A 17,089-nucleotide genomic window follows, 5' to 3' on the forward strand; every position below is an offset into this window, starting at 1 on the left:
CCGCCCGTCGTCGTCGCTGCTCTCAGTCCGCGAAGCAGGCCGTGAGCGCGCCGACCACGAGCGGGACGTCGAGCGCCGAGGCCAGCTCCCGGCAGGAGTGCATGGCCAGCATCGGAGCGCCGACGTCGACCGTCGTGATCCCCAGCCGGGTGGCCGTCAGCGGGCCGATCGTGCTCCCGCAGGGCAGGTCGGCGCGGGTGACGAAGGCCTGCAGCGGCACACCCGCCTCGTCGCAGCGCTCGCGGAACCAGCCGCCGCTGGTCGCGTCGGTGGCATAGGCCTGGTTGGCGTTCACCTTGAGCACGGGGCCGCCACCCAGGACCGGCCGGTGCGCCGGCTCGTGCCGCTCGGGCCGCGTCGGGTGGACGGCGTGCGCCATGTCGGCCGAGACCAGTACCGACCGGGCGAGCGCACGCGGCGCCGCCTGCGGGTCGCCCGGGTCGAGCGCGGTGACCAGCCGCCGGAGCACGTCCTCGAGGAAGCTGCCGCGCGCTCCGGACATCGAGCCGCTGCCCACCTCCTCGTGGTCGCTGGCCACGAACACCTGGGTGCGCTCGCCGGCCGGGGCGGCCAGGAGCGCGTGCAGGCCGGAGTGGCAGCAGCCCAGGTTGTCCAGGCGGGGCGCGGCGACCCAGGTGCCGTCGGCGCCGGTGCGGGCGGCGGGCTGGGTGTCGGCGAGGACCAGGTCGTGCCCGACGACGTCGCCCGCCGCGACATCCGCCGCGGCCGCGAGCGCCTCGACCAACCCCGGCTCGCTGCCCAGGTCGCGGTCCCACACCGGCACCAGGTGCTGCTGGGGGTCGAGGGTCAGCCCTTCGCGCACGCCCCGGTCGAGGTGGATCGCCAGCGAGGGGAGCCGCAGCGGCGCCCCGGGCAGCCGGACCAGCGCCGTCGCCCCGCCCCGCAGGGCCAGGCGGCCGGCGACGGTGAGCTCGCGGTCCAGCCAGGTGTGCCAGAGGCCACCGCCGTAGGGCTCGACGCCGACCAGCCGGTAGCCGGCCTGCCGGACGTCTCCGTTCGGGCGCACCTTGAACGTGGGGGAGTCGGTGTGCGCGCCGACGATCCGCAGCCCGGTCTCCGCGGGCGAACCCGCGCCCACCCGGAACGCGATCAGGCTGCCGTGCCGGACGACGAAGTGCTCGCCGCCGGGAGCCGGTGACCACGCGTCGGCCTCGGCGAGTTCGGTGAAGCCTGCGGCCGTGAGCCGGCGGGCCAGCTCGGCCACGGCGTGCGACGGCGAGGGGGAGGCATCGACGAAGGCCCGCAGGTCGTCGCCGAGGGCGAGCGCGTCGGTGTCGGCGGTCGGCATGCGCCCATCGTCTCCCGCGGGGGTCCCGGGCCGCCCGCCCGGGTGGGATGCTGCCCGGTGTGAGCGAGCCCACGGTCCCGGGGAGCCCCGCCGAGCTCGGCGCTGCGCTCGAGGCGACCGGATACCTCCCGGACGACGGGCTGGCCACGGCCGCGTACCTGGCGCTCGTCATGCACCGGCCGCTCTTCCTGGAGGGCGAGGCCGGGGTGGGCAAGACGGCGCTGGCGCACGCGCTGGCGCAGGTCACCGGCCGGCCGCTGCACCGGCTGCAGTGCTACGAGGGGCTCGAGGCCAGCCAGGCGCTCTACGACTGGGACTTCGGGCGCCAGCTGCTGCACCTGCGCGCCGCCGAGGCGGCGCACGCGAACGCCGACACCGCCGCGCTGGAGGCCTCGCTCTACGACCGCCGCTTCCTGCTCGCCCGTCCGCTGCTGCGGGCGCTCGAGGACTCGCCCAGCGTGCTGCTGATCGACGAGGTCGACCGGGCCGACGACGAGTTCGAGGCCTTCCTGCTGGAGATCCTGTCGGACTTCACCATCTCGATCCCGGAGCTGGGAACGGTGCGGGCGCGGACCCCGCCACTGGTCGTCCTCACGTCCAACCGCACCCGCGAGGTGCACGACGCGCTCAAGCGCCGCTGCCTCTACCACTGGCTGGAGCATCCCGACTTCGACCGCGAGGTCGCGATCCTGCGCCGTCGGCTGCCCGAGGTCACCGAGTCGCTGGCCCGCCAGGTCGCCCGGGCCACCGCGACGCTGCGCACCCTCGACCTGCTCAAGCCCCCCGGGATCGCGGAGGCGATGGACTGGGCCACGGCGCTGCACACCCTCGGTGCCCGCGACATGGATCCGGAGCTGGCCGCCCGCACGCTGGGCGCGGTGCTGAAGTACCGCGAGGACACCGAACGGGTGCAGGCGCTCGGTGCGGGGGTGCTGGCCGTTGACTGAGCGGGACGTGGTGGACACGGTGCTCGCCTTCGCGCGGACGCTGCGGCACGCGGGCGTCCCGGCCTCGCCGGACCGGGTGGAGGCCATGCTGGCGGCGGTGGCGCACCTGCGGGTCCTGGACGCCACGGACGTCTACTGGGCCGGGCGGCTGACGCTGTGCGGCGGGCCCGACGACCTCGACCGGTACGACGCCGCGTTCGCGGCGTTCTTCTCCGGCGAGCGGCCGCGGGTCGTGCGGACCACCGTGACGGTGCCCCCCCGCGTCGCCGCCTACGCCCCGCTGGACGCCGGCGAGGGGGAGGGCGACGACGGGGAGGCCCTCGACCTCGCCGCCCGCGCGAGCGCCGACGAGCTCCTCCGCCACCGCGACGTCGCCGCGCTCACCGCGGTCGAGCGGGAGCACCTGCGGCGGTTGTTCGCGCTGCTGGTGCCCGCCGCCCCGCTGCGCCCGGCCCGACGGCGCACCCCGGCCGCCCGCGGGGCCGTGCACCCGGCACGGACCGTGCGCCGGGCGCTGCGTGACGGCGGCGAGGTCAGCCGGCTGATGCGCCGTCGTACCCGCCGGCGGCCGCGGCGGGTGGTGCTGCTGGTCGACGTGTCCGGCTCGATGGCCCCCTACGCGGACGCGCTGCTGCGGTTCGCGCACGCCGCCGTGCGGGCACGGCCCGCCACGACGGAGGTCTTCACCGTGGGCACGCGGCTCACCCGGCTGACCCGGGAGCTGCGCCGGCGTGACGCCGAGCAGGCGTTGGCCGCCGGGGCGCGGGCGATCCCCGACTGGTCCGGGGGCACGCGACTCGGCGAGGTGCTCAAGGCGTTCCTCGACCGCTGGGGCCAGCGCGGCACCGCGCGGGGAGCCGTGGTCGTCGTGTGCAGCGACGGCTGGGAACGGGGCGACGCCGCGCTGCTCGGCGAGCAGATGGCCCGGCTGCGCCGGCTCGCGCACGCCGTCGTCTGGGTCAACCCGCACAAGGGACGCGTCGGCTACGAGCCGCTCGCCGGTGGCATGCGCGCGGCGCTGCCGTCGGTCGACCACTTCGTGGCCGGGCACAGCATGGCGGCCTTCGAGGAGTTGTCCCGGGTGATCGCCCATGCCTAGGGGGAGGAGCTGCGATGCGTGACGTCCTGGACGAGCTCGTGGGCTGGTGGCAGGCGGGGGAGACCGTCGGCATGGGCACGGTCGTCGGCACCTGGCGGTCCGCGCCGCGCCCGGCCGGTGCCGCGATGCTCGTCGGACCGGACGGCAGCGCAGTCGGCAGCGTCTCCGGCGGCTGCGTCGAGGGGGCGGTCTACGCGGAGGCCCAGGACGTCGTCGACACCGGCGTCCCGACGCTGGAGCGCTACGGGGTGAGCGACGACGACGCCTTCGCGGTGGGGCTGACCTGCGGCGGCATCCTGGATGTCTTCGTGGAGCCGGTCTCCCGGGAGTCGTTCCCCGAGCTCGGCGAGGTCGCCGCGTCGGTGGGCCGGCACGAGCCGGTCGCCGTCGTCACCGTCGTCGCCGGGCCGGCCGACCGGCTGGGCCGCCGCCTGGTCCTCTGGCCCGACCGGGCCTCCGGAACGCTGGGCTCCCAGCGGTTGGACGACGCCGTCACCGACGACGCCCGCGGGATGCTGGTCGCGGGCCGCACCGCCCTGCTGCACGTCGGCCACGACGGGGAGCGCCGCGGCGACGACCTGACGCTGTTCGTGAACTCCTTCGCCCCGCCGGCCCGCATGGTCGTCTTCGGCGCGATCGACTTCGCCGCCGCCGTGGCCCGCGTCGGCGCCTTCCTCGGCTACCGGGTCACCGTCTGCGACGCCCGCCCGGTCTTCGCGACGTCCAAGCGCTTCCCGGAGGCCCACGAGGTGGTCGTCGAGTGGCCGCACCGGTACCTGCGGGCCGAGCTGGACGCCGGCCGGATCGACGACCGCACGGTGCTGTGCGTGCTCACCCACGACCCGAAGTTCGACGTCCCCCTGCTGGAGGTCGCGCTGCGCGCGCCGGTGGCCTACGTCGGCGCGATGGGTTCGCGGCGGACGCACGACGAGCGGCTGGAGCGGCTGCGCGGGGCCGGGCTGAGCGAGGAGGAGATCGGGCGGCTCGCGTCGCCCATCGGGCTCGACCTCGGTGCGCGCACACCCGAGGAGACCGCCGTGTCCATCGCCGCGGAGATCATCGCCGGGCGATGGGGTGGCAGCGGGGAGCGGCTGGCCGGCACCGGCGGTCCGATCCACCGGACGGCGGAGCGCTGAACCGCTACGAGGTCGAGATCGTCGGGCTGCTCGCCTCGCCGGCGCACCGGTACGCCGGCCGACCCGGGGGAGAGGTGCCGGAGCAGGAGGCCGACCGGCGGCTGCGGCTGGAGGTCCGCGCCGGTCACGGCGTCGTCGGTGACCGCTACGCCGGTCGGGCCGCGCACCGGGACGCCCAGGTCACCGTGCTCGCGGCCGAGTCCGTCGAGTCGCTCGCCGCCGAGCTGGGCACCGGGCCGCTCGACCCGCTCCTCGCCCGCCGCACGGTGGTGCTGCGCGGGGCGGAGGTCGAGGCGCTGCGCGGGCAGGAGTTCGCCCTGGACTGCGGGGAGGGGGTGGTCCTGCTGCGCGGTGGCCGGCCGGCGAACCCCTGCGCCTGGATGGACGCGGTGCTGGCGCCCGGGGCGCACCGCGGGCTGCGCGGACGTGCGGGCATCCGCTGCGCCGCGCTCTCCGACGGCGTCCTCCGTCTCGGCCCTGCCGTCCTGACCAGCAGTGTTGCGCTCGACCCCGCGTCGGCGGGAGCGGTGCACCCGCTCACGGCGCACCGGAGGTGAGCACGGGGTCGATGTGACGGGTGCGAGCCGACACGCCACCCCGCTGGGCGACATGCGCGGTTGCCGGGAGAGGATCGGGCCGACCGGACCGCCACGTTCTGGTGGTCGGCACCACGACGGACGGAGATCCATGCGTATTCGACGACTCGCCCTGATCCCGGCGGCGGCTCTGCTGCTCGCCGGCTGCGGCGGCTCCGACGAGTCCGACAAGGGCGCGGCGAGCAGCTCGTCGAGCGAGAGCGGCAGCGAGCTGAGCCAGAAGAAGGCCTCGGAGGTGGTCGACGCCTCGTTCACCGCGCTCGAGAACGCCGGCGCCGTGCACGTCAGCGGCTCGGTCGAGGAGGGCGGCGTTGTCCAGGAGCTGGACATGCAGTTCCAGGGCGAGGACGCCAGCGGCTCGATCACCATGGGCGGCGTCGCCGTCCAGCTGGTGCTGGTCGGCGGCCAGGCCTACGTGCAGGCGCCGGCCGAGTTCTGGACCAGCTCCGGTGTGCCCGAGGAGTTCAGCGCCCAGCTCGACGGCCAGTGGGTCCTCATGCCCCCGGAGGCGGCCCAGGAGTTCGGCAGCCTGACCCTGTCCGGCCTGGTCGACACCCTGCGCTCCTCCGGTGGCGACTCGGTGCGCGGCAAGGTCACCTCCGACGAGGTGGACGGCGAGAAGGTCGTCGTCGTCACCCAGGCCGACGGCAGCTCGCTGACCGCCCTGGACGACGAGGAGAACCCGTACCCGGTGCGGATCGAGGACAAGGGCGACGAGCCGGCCACGGTCGAGTTCAGCGGCTTCGGGGAGACGACCCAGATCGTCGCCCCGCCGAACCCGCTGGACCTCAACACCCTCGGCGGCTGATCCCCGCGCGGCGGATCCGGCCGGGCTCCCGGGCCCGGCCGGATCCGCCGCACGCCTTCCGCACCGGCCCGTGACCGGGCAGACTCGGCGACGTCGTCCGCACGAGAGGAGCCCGGTGAGCGTCGGTCCTGCGCTGCCCGGCGCCGTGATCGGTCTCCAGCGCGAGCGCGAGGTGCTCACCGTCGCCCTGCGGACCAACCGGCACGTCGTCCTCGAAGGGCCGCCCGGTACGGGCAAGTCCACCCTCCTGCGTGCCGTCGCCGCCGAGACCGGGCACGACGTCGTCTTCGTCGAGGGCAACGCCGAGCTGACCCCCGCCCGGCTGGTCGGCTCCTACGACCCGGCCGCGGTGATGACCGAGGGGTACGTCGCCGGCAGCTTCGTCGACGGCCCGCTGCTCACCGCGATGCGCGGCTCGGGCCTGCTGTACCTCGAGGAGCTCAACCGCATCCCCGAGGAGACGCTGAACGTCCTCATCACCGTGCTGACCGAGGGGGAGATCGCCGTACCCCGGCTGGGCACCGTCACGGCGACGGCGGGGTTCCGGCTCATCGCGGCGATGAACCCCTTCGACGCGATCGGCACGGCCCGCGTGGGTCAGGCGATCGCCGACCGCATGTGCCGGGTGGTGCTCGGCTACCAGACCGAGGGCGCGGAGCGCGAGATCGTCGCCGCGGTCACCGGCGGGAGCCCGCGGCCGGTCGCCCTGGCGGTGACGCTGGTGCGGGCGACCCGCGAGCACCGCGACCTGCGCACCGGCTCGTCCGTGCGCGGCGCCATCGACCTCGTCCTGCTGCTCGACGGCCTGCTGCGGCTGCGCGGGGTGCGCGGGCTGGACGACCCGGGCGCGCGCGAGGCGGCGAGGGACGCGCTGCACGCCGCCCTGTCCGGTCGGGTCCGGGTGACCGAGGGCGTGGAGCGGACGCCGGAGAGCGTGCTCGACGAGCTGCTCGACGCCGCCTGGCCGCCCGAGGCCCTGCCCGACGAGCACGCCGCGACCGACGAGGCGGGGGCGCCTGCTCCGCAGCCCGCCGGGGACGGCCCGGGAAAAGCCGGGGGCCTGCCGCCTGAGGCGGCAGGCCCGGAGAGCGCCGGCGCCCGCCAGGGGCGGTCCGGGCGGCGGGGACCGCGGCAGACCGCGCGCCGCGAGCTGCAGCTGCGTCACCCGTCCTTCGACGAGGTGAGCCCGGAGGTGGGCGCGCTCGACGAGGAGGCGTTCGCGGCGCTCATGGGCGCCGACCCCGACGCGGCCGCGGCGCTGCTGGCCGACCTCGCCCTGGCCACCGACCGGGAGCTGCGCTCGGCGGCCCGCCGGCTGGCGGCCCGCGTGTTCGTGCAGGTGGGCCGGGTAGGGGCGGCGCGAGCCCGCGGGACCCGGCGGCTGGCGCCGGCCCGCGGCGCGGACGGGGACCTCGACCTGGAGCGGACGCTGGACCGCTGGAGCGGCCCCTGGCCACCGGCACCCGAGGACGTGGTGGCCCGGCGCTGGACCGGTTCGCGGCGGGCGGTGTGCCTGGTGGTGGACCGGTCGGGTTCGATGAGCGGGCTGGGCGTGGCGATCGCCGCGGTGGCCGCCGCGGGGGTCGTCCTGGCCGCCGGTGAGCGCCTGGAGACCAGCGTGCTCGCCTTCGCCGACCGGGTGGAGGTGCTCCAGCAGCACGGCCGGCACCGGTCGCCGGAGGACCTGGTCCTCGCGCTGGTGGGGCTGCGCGGTCACGGCCGCACGGACGTCGCGGCCGCGCTGCGGGCCGCGTCGGGCCAGCTGGGCAGCGCGGCGCACGCCGACGAGCGGATCGTCGTCCTGCTGTCGGACTGTCTCCCCACGGCGGGCGATCCCGCGCGGGAGGCGCTGGCCGGCATCGACCGGCTCGACGTGCTGTGCCCGCTGCCGGCGGGTGCGGAGGAGGGGGAGGCGCTCACCGCGTCCCGGGCCCTGGCCGCCGCCGGCGGTGGCACGATGGCCGCCGTTCGTTCCCTACGAGATCTGGGCCCGGCGCTGACCAGACTGCTCAGCTGAGCCGGTGCCCGACGAGGGCGGGGCCGGAGGCTCCCCCGAGGAGTGGCTGGATGGGCTCCACTCCCCGGGGGCCGGCTCGTGGCCGCGGCGTCGTCCGGCGGACGACGGTGTTCTAGCGGTCGGCGTCGGTGTAGACGATCATCCCGCGGATGTTCTTGCCGTCGCGCATGTCCTGGTAGCCCTGGTTCACGTCCTCCAGCTTGTAGCGGGTGGTCACCAGCTCGTCCAGCTTGAGCTGCCCCTCCTGGTAGAGGGAGAGCAGCTCGGGGATGGCGTTGCGCGGGGCGAGGCCGCCGAAGATCGCGCCCTGCAGGTCCTTCTGCAGCAGGGTGAGCTCGAAGAGGCTGAGCTTCACGTCGACGTTGGCGTAGTTGCCCATACCGGTGACGACGGCGCGTCCGCCCTTGCCGGTCACGCTCAGCGCCGCGGCGATGTCCTCGCCCTGGATGTCGCCGACGGTGATGATCGTCTTCTCCGCCATCCGGCCCCAGGTGAGCTCGTTGATGGCTGGCGCCGCCTCCTCCATGCTGGCGAAGGTGTGCGTGGCGCCGAGGTCCATGGCCCACTCGCGCTTGGCGGCGACCGGGTCGATGACCATGACGCGCTTCGCGCCGGCCGCGGCCGCGCCCTGGACGGCGTTCATGCCCACACCGCCGGCGCCCATGACGACCACGTTCTCGCCCGGGCGCACGTCGGCGACCTTGGTGGCCGAGCCCCAGCCGGTGGTGACGCCGCAGCCCACGAGCGCGGCGACCTCCAGCGGGATGTCGGGCTCGATGCGCACGACCGATGCCTGGTTGACGGTGATGTAGGGGGAGAAGGTGCCCAGCAGGCACATCGGGACGACGTCCTTGCCGCCGGCCTGGATCCGGTAGGTGCCGTCGCTGATGGCCTGGCCGGTGAGCAGGTTCGCGCCCAGGTCGCAGAGGTTCTGCATCCCGCGCGAACAGGGCGGGCACTGCCCGCAGGCGGGGATGAAGGCGGTGACGACGTGGTCGCCCTCCTTGAGCCCGGTCACGCCCGGACCGACCTTGGTGACGATCCCGGAGCCCTCGTGCCCGCCGATGACCGGGTAGGAGGCGACCGGCGTGCCGCCGGTGACCAGGTGCTCGTCGCTGTGGCACAGCCCGGAGGCGGCGAGCTGCACCTGGACCTCACCCGCGCGCGGGTCGCCCAGCTCGATCTCCTCGATCTTCCATTCCTCGCCCACGCCCCACAGGATCGCGCCCTTGGTCTTCACGCAGTTCCCTCTCCCTAGGCCCGCCATCGCGGGTGCAGGGCACGCCTCTGTGCCCTGCCTCACACACTGCTGAACGGTCGTCGGCCCGTCAAGATCCCTTCTCGGCTGGTGGCCGCGCGGGCGGCGTGGCGCAGACTGGGCGCGTGTCCTCCGGTCCCGTCGTGGTGGTCGGCGCCGGGCCGGTCGGGCTGACCGCGGCGCTGCTGCTGGCGCGGCGCGGGGTGCCGGTCGTCGTCCTGGAGCGGCACCGTGAGCCCTATCCGCTGCCGCGGGCGGTGCACCTGGACGACGAGGTGTTCCGGGTGCTGCAGGCAGCGGGCGTGGCCGACGCGCTGGCGCCACGGACCCGTCCGATGGCGGGACTGCGGCTCCTGGACGGTCGGCACCGCGTGCTGGCGGAGTTCCGCCGCGCACCGGACGCCGGCACCAACGGCTGGCCGCAGGGCTCCTTCGTGCACCAGCCCGACCTGGAGGCGGTGCTCGCCGACGCGGTCGCGGCCGACCCGCGGATCGAGCTGAACCGCGGAGTGGAGGTCTCCGGCCTGGACGAGGTGGGCGAGCACGTCACCGTCGTGGCGCGGGACCGGGTGACGGGGGAGGACCGGTCCGTCCGCGCGGTCGCCGTCCTCGGGTGCGACGGCGCCGGCAGCACCGTGCGGGGCCTGGTCGGCGCCCGGATGCGGGAACTGGGCCGCGCCGACCGCTGGCTGGTCCTCGACGTGCGCGCCGAGCGCGACCTCGGCCTCTGGCCCGGGGTCCACCAGGTGTGCGACCCGCACCGGGCCTCGACGTTCATGCCGGTGACCGGCGACCGGTACCGCTGGGAGTTCCGGTTGCTGCCCGGGGAGACGGCGGCCGACCTCACCGCGCCGGACCGCCTGGCGCAGCTCCAGGTGCCGGTCGAGGGCGTCGAGGTGCTGCGCACCGTCGAGTACACCTACCGCGCGCAGGTGGCCGACCGCTGGCGCTCCGGCCGGGTGCTGCTGGCCGGCGACGCCGCGCACCTCAGCCCGCCGTTCGTCGGCCAGGGGCTGGGCCTGGGGCTGCGGGACGTGCACCAGCTGGCCTGGAAGCTCGCCGCCGTCCTCGCGGGGGAGGCGGGCGAGGAGCTGCTGGACACCTACCAGGCCGAGCGCGAGCCGCACGCCCGCGCCCTGATCCGGGTGGCGCTGATGCTGGGCGCGCTGATGACCGGGGGCGGGCGCGGCGGCGCCGTCGTCCGCCGGGCCGTGCTGGCCGCGGTCCGCCGGATCCCGGCGGTCGCCCGGTTGGCGACCGACAGCCGGACGCCGCCGCTGCGCCGCGGGCGGCTGGTGGAGCGACGCGGGCGCGCGGGCCGACGGCTGGCCGGCACGCTGGTTCCGCAGCCGGAGGTGCTGGTCGACGGCGTCCGGTGCCGGCTGGACGATGTCCTGGGCGAGGGCGCAGCCGAGCTGACCGCCGACCTCTGTGTCCTCCGGGACGACGGGACCGACGTCCGGGTCGAGGACCCGAGCGGCACGCTGGCCGGCTGGCTGCGGAGCGCCACGGTGGCGATCCGGCCCGATCGGATGGTCCGGGCAGCCCGCTACGTGCGGGGCCGGCCGATGCCGAGGGCGTAGAGCGTGCCGAGGACTGCTCCGGGTGGACCTGCGACGTACAGCCACCACGGATGGATGCCGCCGACGGTGAGCTCCAGGATCCCCCAGACGACGAGGTTCACCAGGCTGATGCAGAGCCAGATGGTCGTCAGCACCTTCATCGCGGTGCCGGCGGCGTCGGCGCTGAACGCCCGCCTCGGTCCGGGTGGGGGCGGGAGCGCGGGGAGGTCGGCGGTGACCCGCTCGAGCTCACCGCGGGTGCGCGCGGCCCAGACCGCGCGCACCCGGTCGTCGAACTCGTGCAGGTCCAGCTGGCCGGCGTCGTGCGCGCGCTGCAGGCCGGCGGCCACCGCGGAGCGCTCGGCGTCGGAGACGCGGAGGTCGGCACGTGCCACCGGCTCGGTCACGGACCGGATCCTGCCACTCGGGAGGGGTCAGGAGTCCTCGCTGGCGCGCGCGACCGCGGTCTCGCCCAGGCGCTGCTCGAAGCCCGGGGGGATGACCAGGTCGTCGCGGCAGAGCTCGGCGACCGAGGGGCGGCCGAGGCCGACCATCGCCGAGCCGAGGCCGTCGCGCATCAGGTCCAGCACGTTCTCCACACCGGCCTGGCCGTTGGCCGCCAGGCCCCACAGGTAGGCACGGCCGATCATCACGGCCTTGGCGCCCAGGGCCAGGGCCTTCGCGACGTCGCCACCGCGGCGGATGCCGCCGTCGAGCAGCACCTCCACCTGGTCGCCGACCGCCTCGGCGATCGCCGGCAGGGCGCGGATCGAGGCCGGTGTGCCGTCAAGGTTGTTGCCGCCGTGGTTGGACACCGAGATCGCGCTGACCCCGGCGTCCACCGCGCGCCGGGCGTCGTCGACCCGCATGACGCCCTTGAGCATGAACGGGGCCTCCGGCCACAGCGAGCGCAGCCAGGCGACGTCCTCCCAGGTCGGCATGGGCGAGTTCATCCACTGGCCGTAGGCGCCGAAGAAGGTGGGTGCCGGGTCGCCGGGGGTGGGCACCATGTTCGGCACCGTGAGGTCCGGCAGCGTGCGGGTCTTCGCGAACTCCCACAGCCAGCGCGGCTTGAGGGCCACCTGCGGGGCGTAGCGGCGCACCGCCTCGAAGTCGATCTTCTCCGGGATGAACGGGCTGCCCCAGTCGCGGCCGTAGGCGAACGACCAGTCCAGCGTGGCGATCAGCCCCGCCGCGCCGGCGCGGCGGGCGCGCTCGACCTTGGCCGCCATCAGGTCGCGGTCGCCCACCCAGTACAGCTGGAAGAACGTCTTCGGGTTGGCGGCGATGACCTCCTCCATCGGCTTGCTGGCCATCGACGACAGGCCCATCGCCGTGCCCCGGTTCGCAGCGGCCCGGGCGACGGCCACCTCGCCGTCGGGGTGCACCGCCTGGACGCCGGTCGGGCTGATCAGCACCGGGAGCGAGATCTCCTGGCCCATGACGGTGACCGCCATGTTCCGCTCGTTCGCCAGGCCCGCGCTGTGCGGCGCGAAGCCGAGCTCGCCGAACGCGGCGGTGTTGTCCTCCACCGTGAGGCCCCGCTCGGAGCCGGCGAGCAGTGCGCCGTAGACGCCCTTGGGCAGGCGCTTCCTCGCCCGGCGCTGCGCCTCGGCCACGGTCTCGAACCACGCGTTCGCCACTGCCCGGTCTCCCGTCGTCCGCCTCGCCGTCCGGCGTGGCACTCAGTGCCACAGTAGCGGCGGGCGGGAGACGCACGCCACACCCGGGCGGCTCTCAGTCGCCCAGGCTGGGGAACCCGGTGGCCAGTTCGTCGAAGGCCCGGTGCAGCTGGACGCCCAGGTCGGCGCGGTCGTCGGCGAGCCAGGCGGCGAAGGCCGTGGTGGCCGCCGCGCGGGTGCTCGCGGCGACCAGCCGGGGCAGGAGGCCGGAGGGGTCCTCGCCGGTGCTGCGTGCAACGTGCTCGGCCACGACCCGGTCGATCTCGGCGTACCGCAGCTGGGAGTGCGCCTGCAGCGCGGGCTCGGTGAGGATCAGCCGCATGCGCTGCCGCAGCACAGGCAGGTCGGCCGGCCCGTAGTCGTTGACGTCGGCGTAGGCGGTGCAGACGGTGCCGAGCACCGGCGCGCCCGGGACGGCGGACCGGAGCAGTGCGTCCAGCCGGGCCACGTGCGCGGCGAAGTCGCCCCACACGGCGTCGGCCTTGGTCGGGTAGTACCGGAAGAAGGTGCGCCGGCTGATCCCGGCGGCGTCGGCGACCTCGTCGGCGGTCACCGCGTCGAAGCCGCGCGAGGTGAACAGCTCCAGCGCGGCGCGCTCGACCCGGGCGCGCGGCGCCTGCGTGGCGGCGTTCGCGGAGGTCACGCGCACATCCTGCCGTCCCGTGGCGGCTGCGGGATGCTTTCGGCGTACGACGGGTCGCTTGCCCGCTGGCACTGGGTGCCACTAGGTTCGGCCCGACCGATCAGTGACCTCGCTCACCAGGAGTGCAGATGCCCGAGCAGACCGCCGCCGTGGATCCCGCCGTCGAGGCCGCCCCCGCCGAGGAGGCCCTGGTCGAGGAGTCGCTGGTCGAGGAGGTCTCGATCGACGGCATGTGCGGCGTCTACTGATCCGCCCGGCCCGATGACCGCTCCGGCAGCGCCGCAGGCGGCCGCCCCGTTCGACCCGGCGCTGCCCTGGCAGAAGTCCCGGTCGGTGGCCCTGCGGCCGGAGCCGTTCGGCGCGCTGGTCTACCACTTCGGTAACCGGAAGCTCTCCTTCCTGAAGTCGAAGCTGCTGGTGGGCGTCGTGACGGCGCTGGCCGAGCACCCCTCCGTCGACGCGACCCTGGTCGCCTGCGGCGTGCCCGAGGCCCAGCGCCCCGCCTACGTCAAGGCGCTCGCCGACCTCGCCCGCAGCCAGATGATCACCCCCCGGGAGTCCGCGTGACCGCCGTCCTGCCCGCGAAGCACGAGCGCCCGACCGGCGGCCGGCTGATCGACCAGTTCGAGTACGGCCTGGACGCCCCGATCTGCCTGACCTGGGAGCTCACCTACGCCTGCAACCTGGCGTGCGTGCACTGCCTGTCCTCCTCGGGCCGGCGCGATCCGCGCGAGCTCTCCACCGCCGAGGCCGAGCGGGTGATCGACGAGCTGCAGCGGATGCAGGTCTTCTACGTCAACGTCGGCGGCGGCGAGCCGACCGTGCGGCCGGACTTCTGGCACCTGCTCGACTACGCCATCGGCCACGACGTCGGCGTCAAGTTCTCCACCAACGGCGTGAAGCTGGACAAGGCGCGGGCCGCGCAGCTGGCCGCCACCGACTACGTCGACGTCCAGATCTCCTTGGGCGGCGCCACCGCGGAGGTGAACGACCGGGTCCGCGGTGCCGGCTCCTTCGCCACCGCCACCCGCGCGCTGGAGAACCTCGCCGATGCGGGGATGAAGGACTTCAAGGTCTCCGTCGTCGTCACCCGCGAGAACGTCTCGCAGCTCGACGACTTCAAGGCGCTCACCGACCGGTACGGCGCCCAGCTGCGGATCACCCGCTTCCGCCCCTCGGGCCGCGGCGCCGACGTGTGGGACCAGCTGCACCCGACCCAGACCCAGCAGCGGGAGCTCTACGCGTGGCTGCTGGCCAACGGGGAGAAGGTCCTCACGGGCGACTCGTTCTTCCACCTCTCGGCGCTGGGCGAGTCGCTGCCCGGGCTGAACCTGTGCGGTGCCGGACGCGTGGTCTGCCTGATCGACCCGGTCGGCGACGTCTACGCCTGCCCGTTCGCCATCCACGAGAACTTCCTCGCCGGCAACGTTCGCGACGAGGGCGGGTTCCAGCGGGTCTGGCGGTCCAGCGAGCTGTTCGCCGACCTGCGCAGCCCGCAGACCGGCGGCGCCTGCACCAAGTGCGCGCACTTCGACGCCTGCCGCGGTGGCTGCATGGCGGCCAAGTTCTTCACCGGCCTCCCGCTGGACGGCCCCGACCCCGAGTGCGTCCAGGGCTACGGCGAGACGGCGCTGGCCGCCCGCGACCTCGAGGTCGTCACGCCGCGGAGCCACATCGACCACTCGCACACGGGTCCGGTCCGTGGCCAGCCCACGTTGCTCGGCATCCCGTCGATCCCCAGCAAGATCTGCGACGAGTCCCCGCTGGCCGGAGTCGAGCTGCGCTGACTCCGGCCGGGCGGACTAGAGCTCGACCTTCTCGTTCTCCCCGGCGTCGATGCGCTCGCCGGTCGCCTTGGCCTTCACGAAGCTGAACGCCGTGGCCAGCCGCCCGCCAGGGCTGTCCCAGTACTCCGCCGAGTCGCCGTCGACCTTGATCAGCACGACCTCCGGGTCCTCGGGCCCGTTGGGGAACCAGGCCTCGACGCCGCTGTTCCACAGCTCCTTCTTCTTGGCCACGTCGTCCACCACGAGGGCGTGGCCGGTGAGGGAGACCCAGGTGCCGCCCGAGCCGATACCGACGTTGACCTGGGGCTGGGTCGCGATGTGCGCCACCGGGTGGGAGCTGCGCTCGGCGTAGAACCACAGGTCGCCGTCGAACTCGACCTCCTGCAGGGTCATCGGCCGGCTGGTCAGCTTGCCGCCGGGGGCGATCGTGGTGAGGAAGCCGAAGCGCTCGCCCTTGATCAGCTCGGCGACCTTGCGGGTGTCGTCAGTGGTCATGACGGCCCAGTGCCCCTGGTCGGCTCCTCCGACACCCCTGCGGTGCGGGGAGCGGTCGACCGGGCGCGCAGTCCGTCGACCAGCAGGTCGAGACCGAACTCGAAGGCCGCCGTGTCGCGGGCCCCGAGCCGCTCGTCGATGGCGGCGAGCAGCAGGGGCTGGTCGGCGAGCACCTCCGCGCGGAAGGCGTTGATCGCCGCGTCGTCGGGATCGGGCAGGGGCTGGGTCCGCGCCCGGTCGGCCTCGGCCTGCCACTCTGTCGCACTGCCGATCACGTAGGCGCCGAGCGCGAACAGCGCCTGCTGGGCGTCGCCGGCGTTGAAGCCGGCCCCCACGAGCACCTCGAGCACCCGCTCGATGTCGGGGAAGCTCTCCGGGCTGGGGCGGTTGCCGGCGAGCACCCGGGGGGCGTCACGGGTGGCGATCAGCGCGTGGAACATCCGGCGGGCGTCGTCCCGCAGCCACTCCCACCACTGCTGGCCGGCCGCCGGGCCGGTGTGCGCGCGGGCGCGGTGCAGCAGCTCCTCGGCCATCAGGTCCATGAGCTGCCGCTTGTTCTCGACGTGCCAGTAGAGGGTCGGGCCGGCGACGCCGAGCGCCTTGGCGATCCGGCGGAAGGACACGGCCTCCAGGCCGCCCTCGGCGAGGAGGGCCAGGGCGGCGTCGACGACGGCGGCGCGCGAGACCGGCGCGCGGGTGGGGGCCTCCTCCGGAAACACGCTTGACACCCTAACGGTGTTAGAGGAGCCTCGGCGCCGTGTCTAACACCGTTAGAGAACCGGCGATCCAGGTCGCCGGGCTCACCAAGACTTACGGCTCCGGCGATTCCCTGGTCGAGGCGGTCCGGGGCATCGACCTCCGCGTGGAGGCCGGTCAGACCTACGGCTTCCTCGGCCCCAACGGCGCGGGCAAGTCCACGACGATCGAGATGCTCTGCACCATCCGGAACCCGACCGCCGGCTCCGCGCGGGTGGCCGGGTTCGACGTCGTCCGTGAGCGGGACCAGGTGCGCCGGCGGATCGGGCTGGTCTTCCAGCAGCAGACGCTGGACCTGCAGCTCACCGCCGAGCAGAACCTGCGGTTCCACGCCGACCTCTACGGCCTCTCCCGCGCGGAGGGCGAACGGCGCATCGACGAGGTGCTGCACATGGTCGAGCTCGCCGACCGGCGGTCCGACGTCGTCACCAAGTTCTCCGGCGGCATGAAGCGCCGGCTGGAGATCGCCCGCGGGCTCGTGCACTCCCCGCAGGTGCTGTTCCTCGACGAGCCCACCATCGGCCTGGACCCGCAGACGCGGGCGGCCATCTGGGACTACCTGCACGACCTCCGGGAGCGCACCGGCATCACCGTCTTCGTCACCACGCACTACATGGACGAGGCCGAGCACTGCGACCGGATCGCGATCATGGACCACGGGGAGATCGCCGTCGAGGACACCCCGGAGGCGCTCAAGTCCAGCATCGGCACCGACCGGATCGCGCTGCGCACCGACGACGACGAGCTGGCCATCACCCGCATCCGCGAGCGGCTCGGCGTCGAGGCCGGCATGCACGACGGGCAGGTCACGCTGGCCGTCGCCGGCGGCGCCGACGTCGTCCCCCGGCTGTTCTCCGAGCTGGACGTGCACATCCGGTCGGTCACGGTGACCCGACCGAGCCTGGACGACGTCTTCCTGACCTACACGGGCCGCACCATCCGCGATTCCGAAGGGCCCCAGGGCTCGACGTTCCCCTTCGCCGGGAGGCGCTGA

General features: G+C 74.7%; 18 protein-coding genes. 11 read left to right on the plus strand and 7 right to left on the minus strand.

Annotated features, from left to right (window positions below; translation table 11 throughout):
• Nucleotides 1-22: 22 nt before the first annotated feature.
• A complete protein-coding gene (locus DQ237_RS04945) occupies nt 23-1,309 on the minus strand; it encodes a M18 family aminopeptidase (RefSeq protein ID WP_113797777.1) in 1,287 nt (428 codons plus the stop codon).
• A 59-nt stretch (nt 1,310-1,368) separates the two neighbouring features.
• Here DQ237_RS04945 and DQ237_RS04950 point away from each other — a divergent pair, with 59 nt between their 5' ends.
• The 6 genes from DQ237_RS04950 to DQ237_RS04975 all read left to right on the plus strand — a co-directional run bounded on the left by DQ237_RS04950 (nt 1,369) and on the right by DQ237_RS04975 (nt 7,912).
• Nucleotides 1,369-2,256 (plus strand): MoxR family ATPase, encoded by an 888-nt coding sequence (locus DQ237_RS04950; RefSeq protein ID WP_240619420.1) that lies wholly within the window; start codon nt 1,369-1,371, stop codon nt 2,254-2,256.
• The gene (locus DQ237_RS04955; RefSeq protein ID WP_240619421.1) at nt 2,249-3,355 is read left to right on the plus strand and encodes a VWA domain-containing protein; all 1,107 of its coding nucleotides are present in this window, start codon (nt 2,249-2,251) and stop codon (nt 3,353-3,355) included. Before DQ237_RS04950 ends, DQ237_RS04955 begins: the two co-directional genes overlap by 8 nt.
• A 14-nt stretch (nt 3,356-3,369) precedes the next feature.
• Nucleotides 3,370-4,491 (plus strand): XdhC family protein, encoded by a 1,122-nt coding sequence (locus DQ237_RS04960; RefSeq protein WP_113797780.1) that lies wholly within the window; start codon nt 3,370-3,372, stop codon nt 4,489-4,491.
• The gene (locus tag DQ237_RS04965) at nt 4,425-5,048 is read left to right on the plus strand and encodes an MOSC domain-containing protein (RefSeq protein WP_240619422.1); all 624 of its coding nucleotides are present in this window, start codon (nt 4,425-4,427) and stop codon (nt 5,046-5,048) included. The genes DQ237_RS04960 and DQ237_RS04965 overlap by 67 nt, the downstream gene beginning before the upstream one ends.
• Nucleotides 5,049-5,178: 130 nt before the next feature.
• Nucleotides 5,179-5,895: a hypothetical protein gene (locus DQ237_RS04970; protein ID WP_113797782.1), complete on the plus strand. Its 717-nt coding sequence runs from the start codon at nt 5,179-5,181 to the stop codon at nt 5,893-5,895.
• Nucleotides 5,896-6,010: 115 nt separating this feature from the next.
• Nucleotides 6,011-7,912, plus strand: coding sequence for an AAA family ATPase (locus DQ237_RS04975; protein WP_113797784.1), 1,902 nt, complete (start codon nt 6,011-6,013; stop codon nt 7,910-7,912).
• Nucleotides 7,913-8,024: 112 nt separating this feature from the next.
• Here DQ237_RS04975 and DQ237_RS04980 read toward each other — a convergent pair whose 3' ends face one another.
• On the minus strand, nt 8,025-9,152 hold the full coding sequence (locus DQ237_RS04980) for an NDMA-dependent alcohol dehydrogenase (protein WP_113797786.1): 1,128 nt from the start codon (nt 9,150-9,152) through the stop codon (nt 8,025-8,027).
• Between the two features lie 143 nt (nt 9,153-9,295).
• Between DQ237_RS04980 and DQ237_RS04985 the strand changes: the two genes are divergently transcribed.
• Nucleotides 9,296-10,753 (plus strand): bifunctional 3-(3-hydroxy-phenyl)propionate/3-hydroxycinnamic acid hydroxylase, encoded by a 1,458-nt coding sequence (locus DQ237_RS04985; protein ID WP_113797788.1) that lies wholly within the window; start codon nt 9,296-9,298, stop codon nt 10,751-10,753.
• Here DQ237_RS04985 and DQ237_RS04990 read toward each other — a convergent pair.
• The 3 genes from DQ237_RS04990 to mftR form a co-directional block, all read right to left on the minus strand.
• Nucleotides 10,720-11,139, minus strand: a complete 420-nt coding sequence (locus tag DQ237_RS04990) for a DUF1707 domain-containing protein (protein ID WP_205730078.1) — start codon at nt 11,137-11,139, stop codon at nt 10,720-10,722. The two genes, DQ237_RS04985 and DQ237_RS04990, sit on opposite strands and share 34 nt — an antisense overlap.
• A 27-nt stretch (nt 11,140-11,166) precedes the next feature.
• A complete protein-coding gene (gene mftD / locus DQ237_RS04995; RefSeq protein WP_113797790.1) occupies nt 11,167-12,375 on the minus strand; it encodes a pre-mycofactocin synthase MftD in 1,209 nt (402 codons plus the stop codon).
• A gap of 94 nt (nt 12,376-12,469) precedes the next feature.
• The gene (gene mftR, locus DQ237_RS05000) at nt 12,470-13,057 is read right to left on the minus strand and encodes a mycofactocin system transcriptional regulator (protein WP_304557677.1); all 588 of its coding nucleotides are present in this window, start codon (nt 13,055-13,057) and stop codon (nt 12,470-12,472) included.
• A 128-nt stretch (nt 13,058-13,185) separates the two neighbouring features.
• Here mftR and mftA point away from each other — a divergent pair, with 128 nt between their 5' ends.
• Genes mftA through mftC form a run of 3 tightly spaced genes read left to right on the plus strand, consistent with a single transcriptional unit; the run spans nt 13,186 to nt 14,844 of the window.
• A complete protein-coding gene (gene mftA / locus DQ237_RS05005) occupies nt 13,186-13,305 on the plus strand; it encodes a mycofactocin precursor MftA (RefSeq protein WP_113797794.1) in 120 nt (39 codons plus the stop codon).
• A 13-nt stretch (nt 13,306-13,318) separates the two neighbouring features.
• On the plus strand, nt 13,319-13,624 hold the full coding sequence (gene mftB, locus DQ237_RS05010) for a mycofactocin biosynthesis chaperone MftB (protein WP_113797796.1): 306 nt from the start codon (nt 13,319-13,321) through the stop codon (nt 13,622-13,624).
• The gene (gene mftC, locus DQ237_RS05015) at nt 13,621-14,844 is read left to right on the plus strand and encodes a mycofactocin radical SAM maturase (protein WP_113797798.1); all 1,224 of its coding nucleotides are present in this window, start codon (nt 13,621-13,623) and stop codon (nt 14,842-14,844) included. The genes mftB and mftC overlap by 4 nt, the downstream gene beginning before the upstream one ends.
• Nucleotides 14,845-14,859: 15 nt before the next feature.
• Here mftC and DQ237_RS05020 read toward each other — a convergent pair whose 3' ends face one another.
• Nucleotides 14,860-15,339 carry a pyridoxamine 5'-phosphate oxidase family protein gene (locus DQ237_RS05020; protein ID WP_113797800.1) on the minus strand — a complete coding sequence of 160 codons (480 nt, stop codon included), beginning with the start codon at nt 15,337-15,339 and terminating at the stop codon, nt 14,860-14,862.
• Nucleotides 15,336-16,058, minus strand: coding sequence for a TetR/AcrR family transcriptional regulator C-terminal domain-containing protein (locus DQ237_RS05025; RefSeq protein WP_166509502.1), 723 nt, complete (start codon nt 16,056-16,058; stop codon nt 15,336-15,338). The genes DQ237_RS05020 and DQ237_RS05025 overlap by 4 nt, the downstream gene beginning before the upstream one ends.
• A gap of 38 nt (nt 16,059-16,096) precedes the next feature.
• Here DQ237_RS05025 and DQ237_RS05030 point away from each other — a divergent pair, with 38 nt between their 5' ends.
• On the plus strand, nt 16,097-17,089 hold the full coding sequence (locus tag DQ237_RS05030) for an ATP-binding cassette domain-containing protein (protein ID WP_113797804.1): 993 nt from the start codon (nt 16,097-16,099) through the stop codon (nt 17,087-17,089).

Source organism: Blastococcus sp. TF02-8 (genome assembly GCF_003319175.1).
Classification (GTDB): domain Bacteria; phylum Actinomycetota; class Actinomycetes; order Mycobacteriales; family Geodermatophilaceae; genus Blastococcus.

Bases quoted from the DNA above. Each gene is read 5' to 3' on its own strand.
- DQ237_RS04945 (WP_113797777.1), bottom strand. From the start codon at position 1,309: ATGCCGACCGCCGACACCGACGCGCTCGCCCTCGGCGACGACCTGCGG.
- DQ237_RS04960 (WP_113797780.1), top strand. From the start codon at position 3,370: ATGCGTGACGTCCTGGACGAGCTCGTGGGCTGGTGGCAGGCGGGGGAG.
- DQ237_RS04965 (WP_240619422.1), top strand. From the start codon at position 4,425: ATGGGGTGGCAGCGGGGAGCGGCTGGCCGGCACCGGCGGTCCGATCCA.
- DQ237_RS04970 (WP_113797782.1), top strand. From the start codon at position 5,179: ATGCGTATTCGACGACTCGCCCTGATCCCGGCGGCGGCTCTGCTGCTC.
- mftA (WP_113797794.1), top strand. From the start codon at position 13,186: ATGCCCGAGCAGACCGCCGCCGTGGATCCCGCCGTCGAGGCCGCCCCC.
- mftB (WP_113797796.1), top strand. From the start codon at position 13,319: ATGACCGCTCCGGCAGCGCCGCAGGCGGCCGCCCCGTTCGACCCGGCG.
- DQ237_RS05020 (WP_113797800.1), bottom strand. From the start codon at position 15,339: ATGACCACTGACGACACCCGCAAGGTCGCCGAGCTGATCAAGGGCGAG.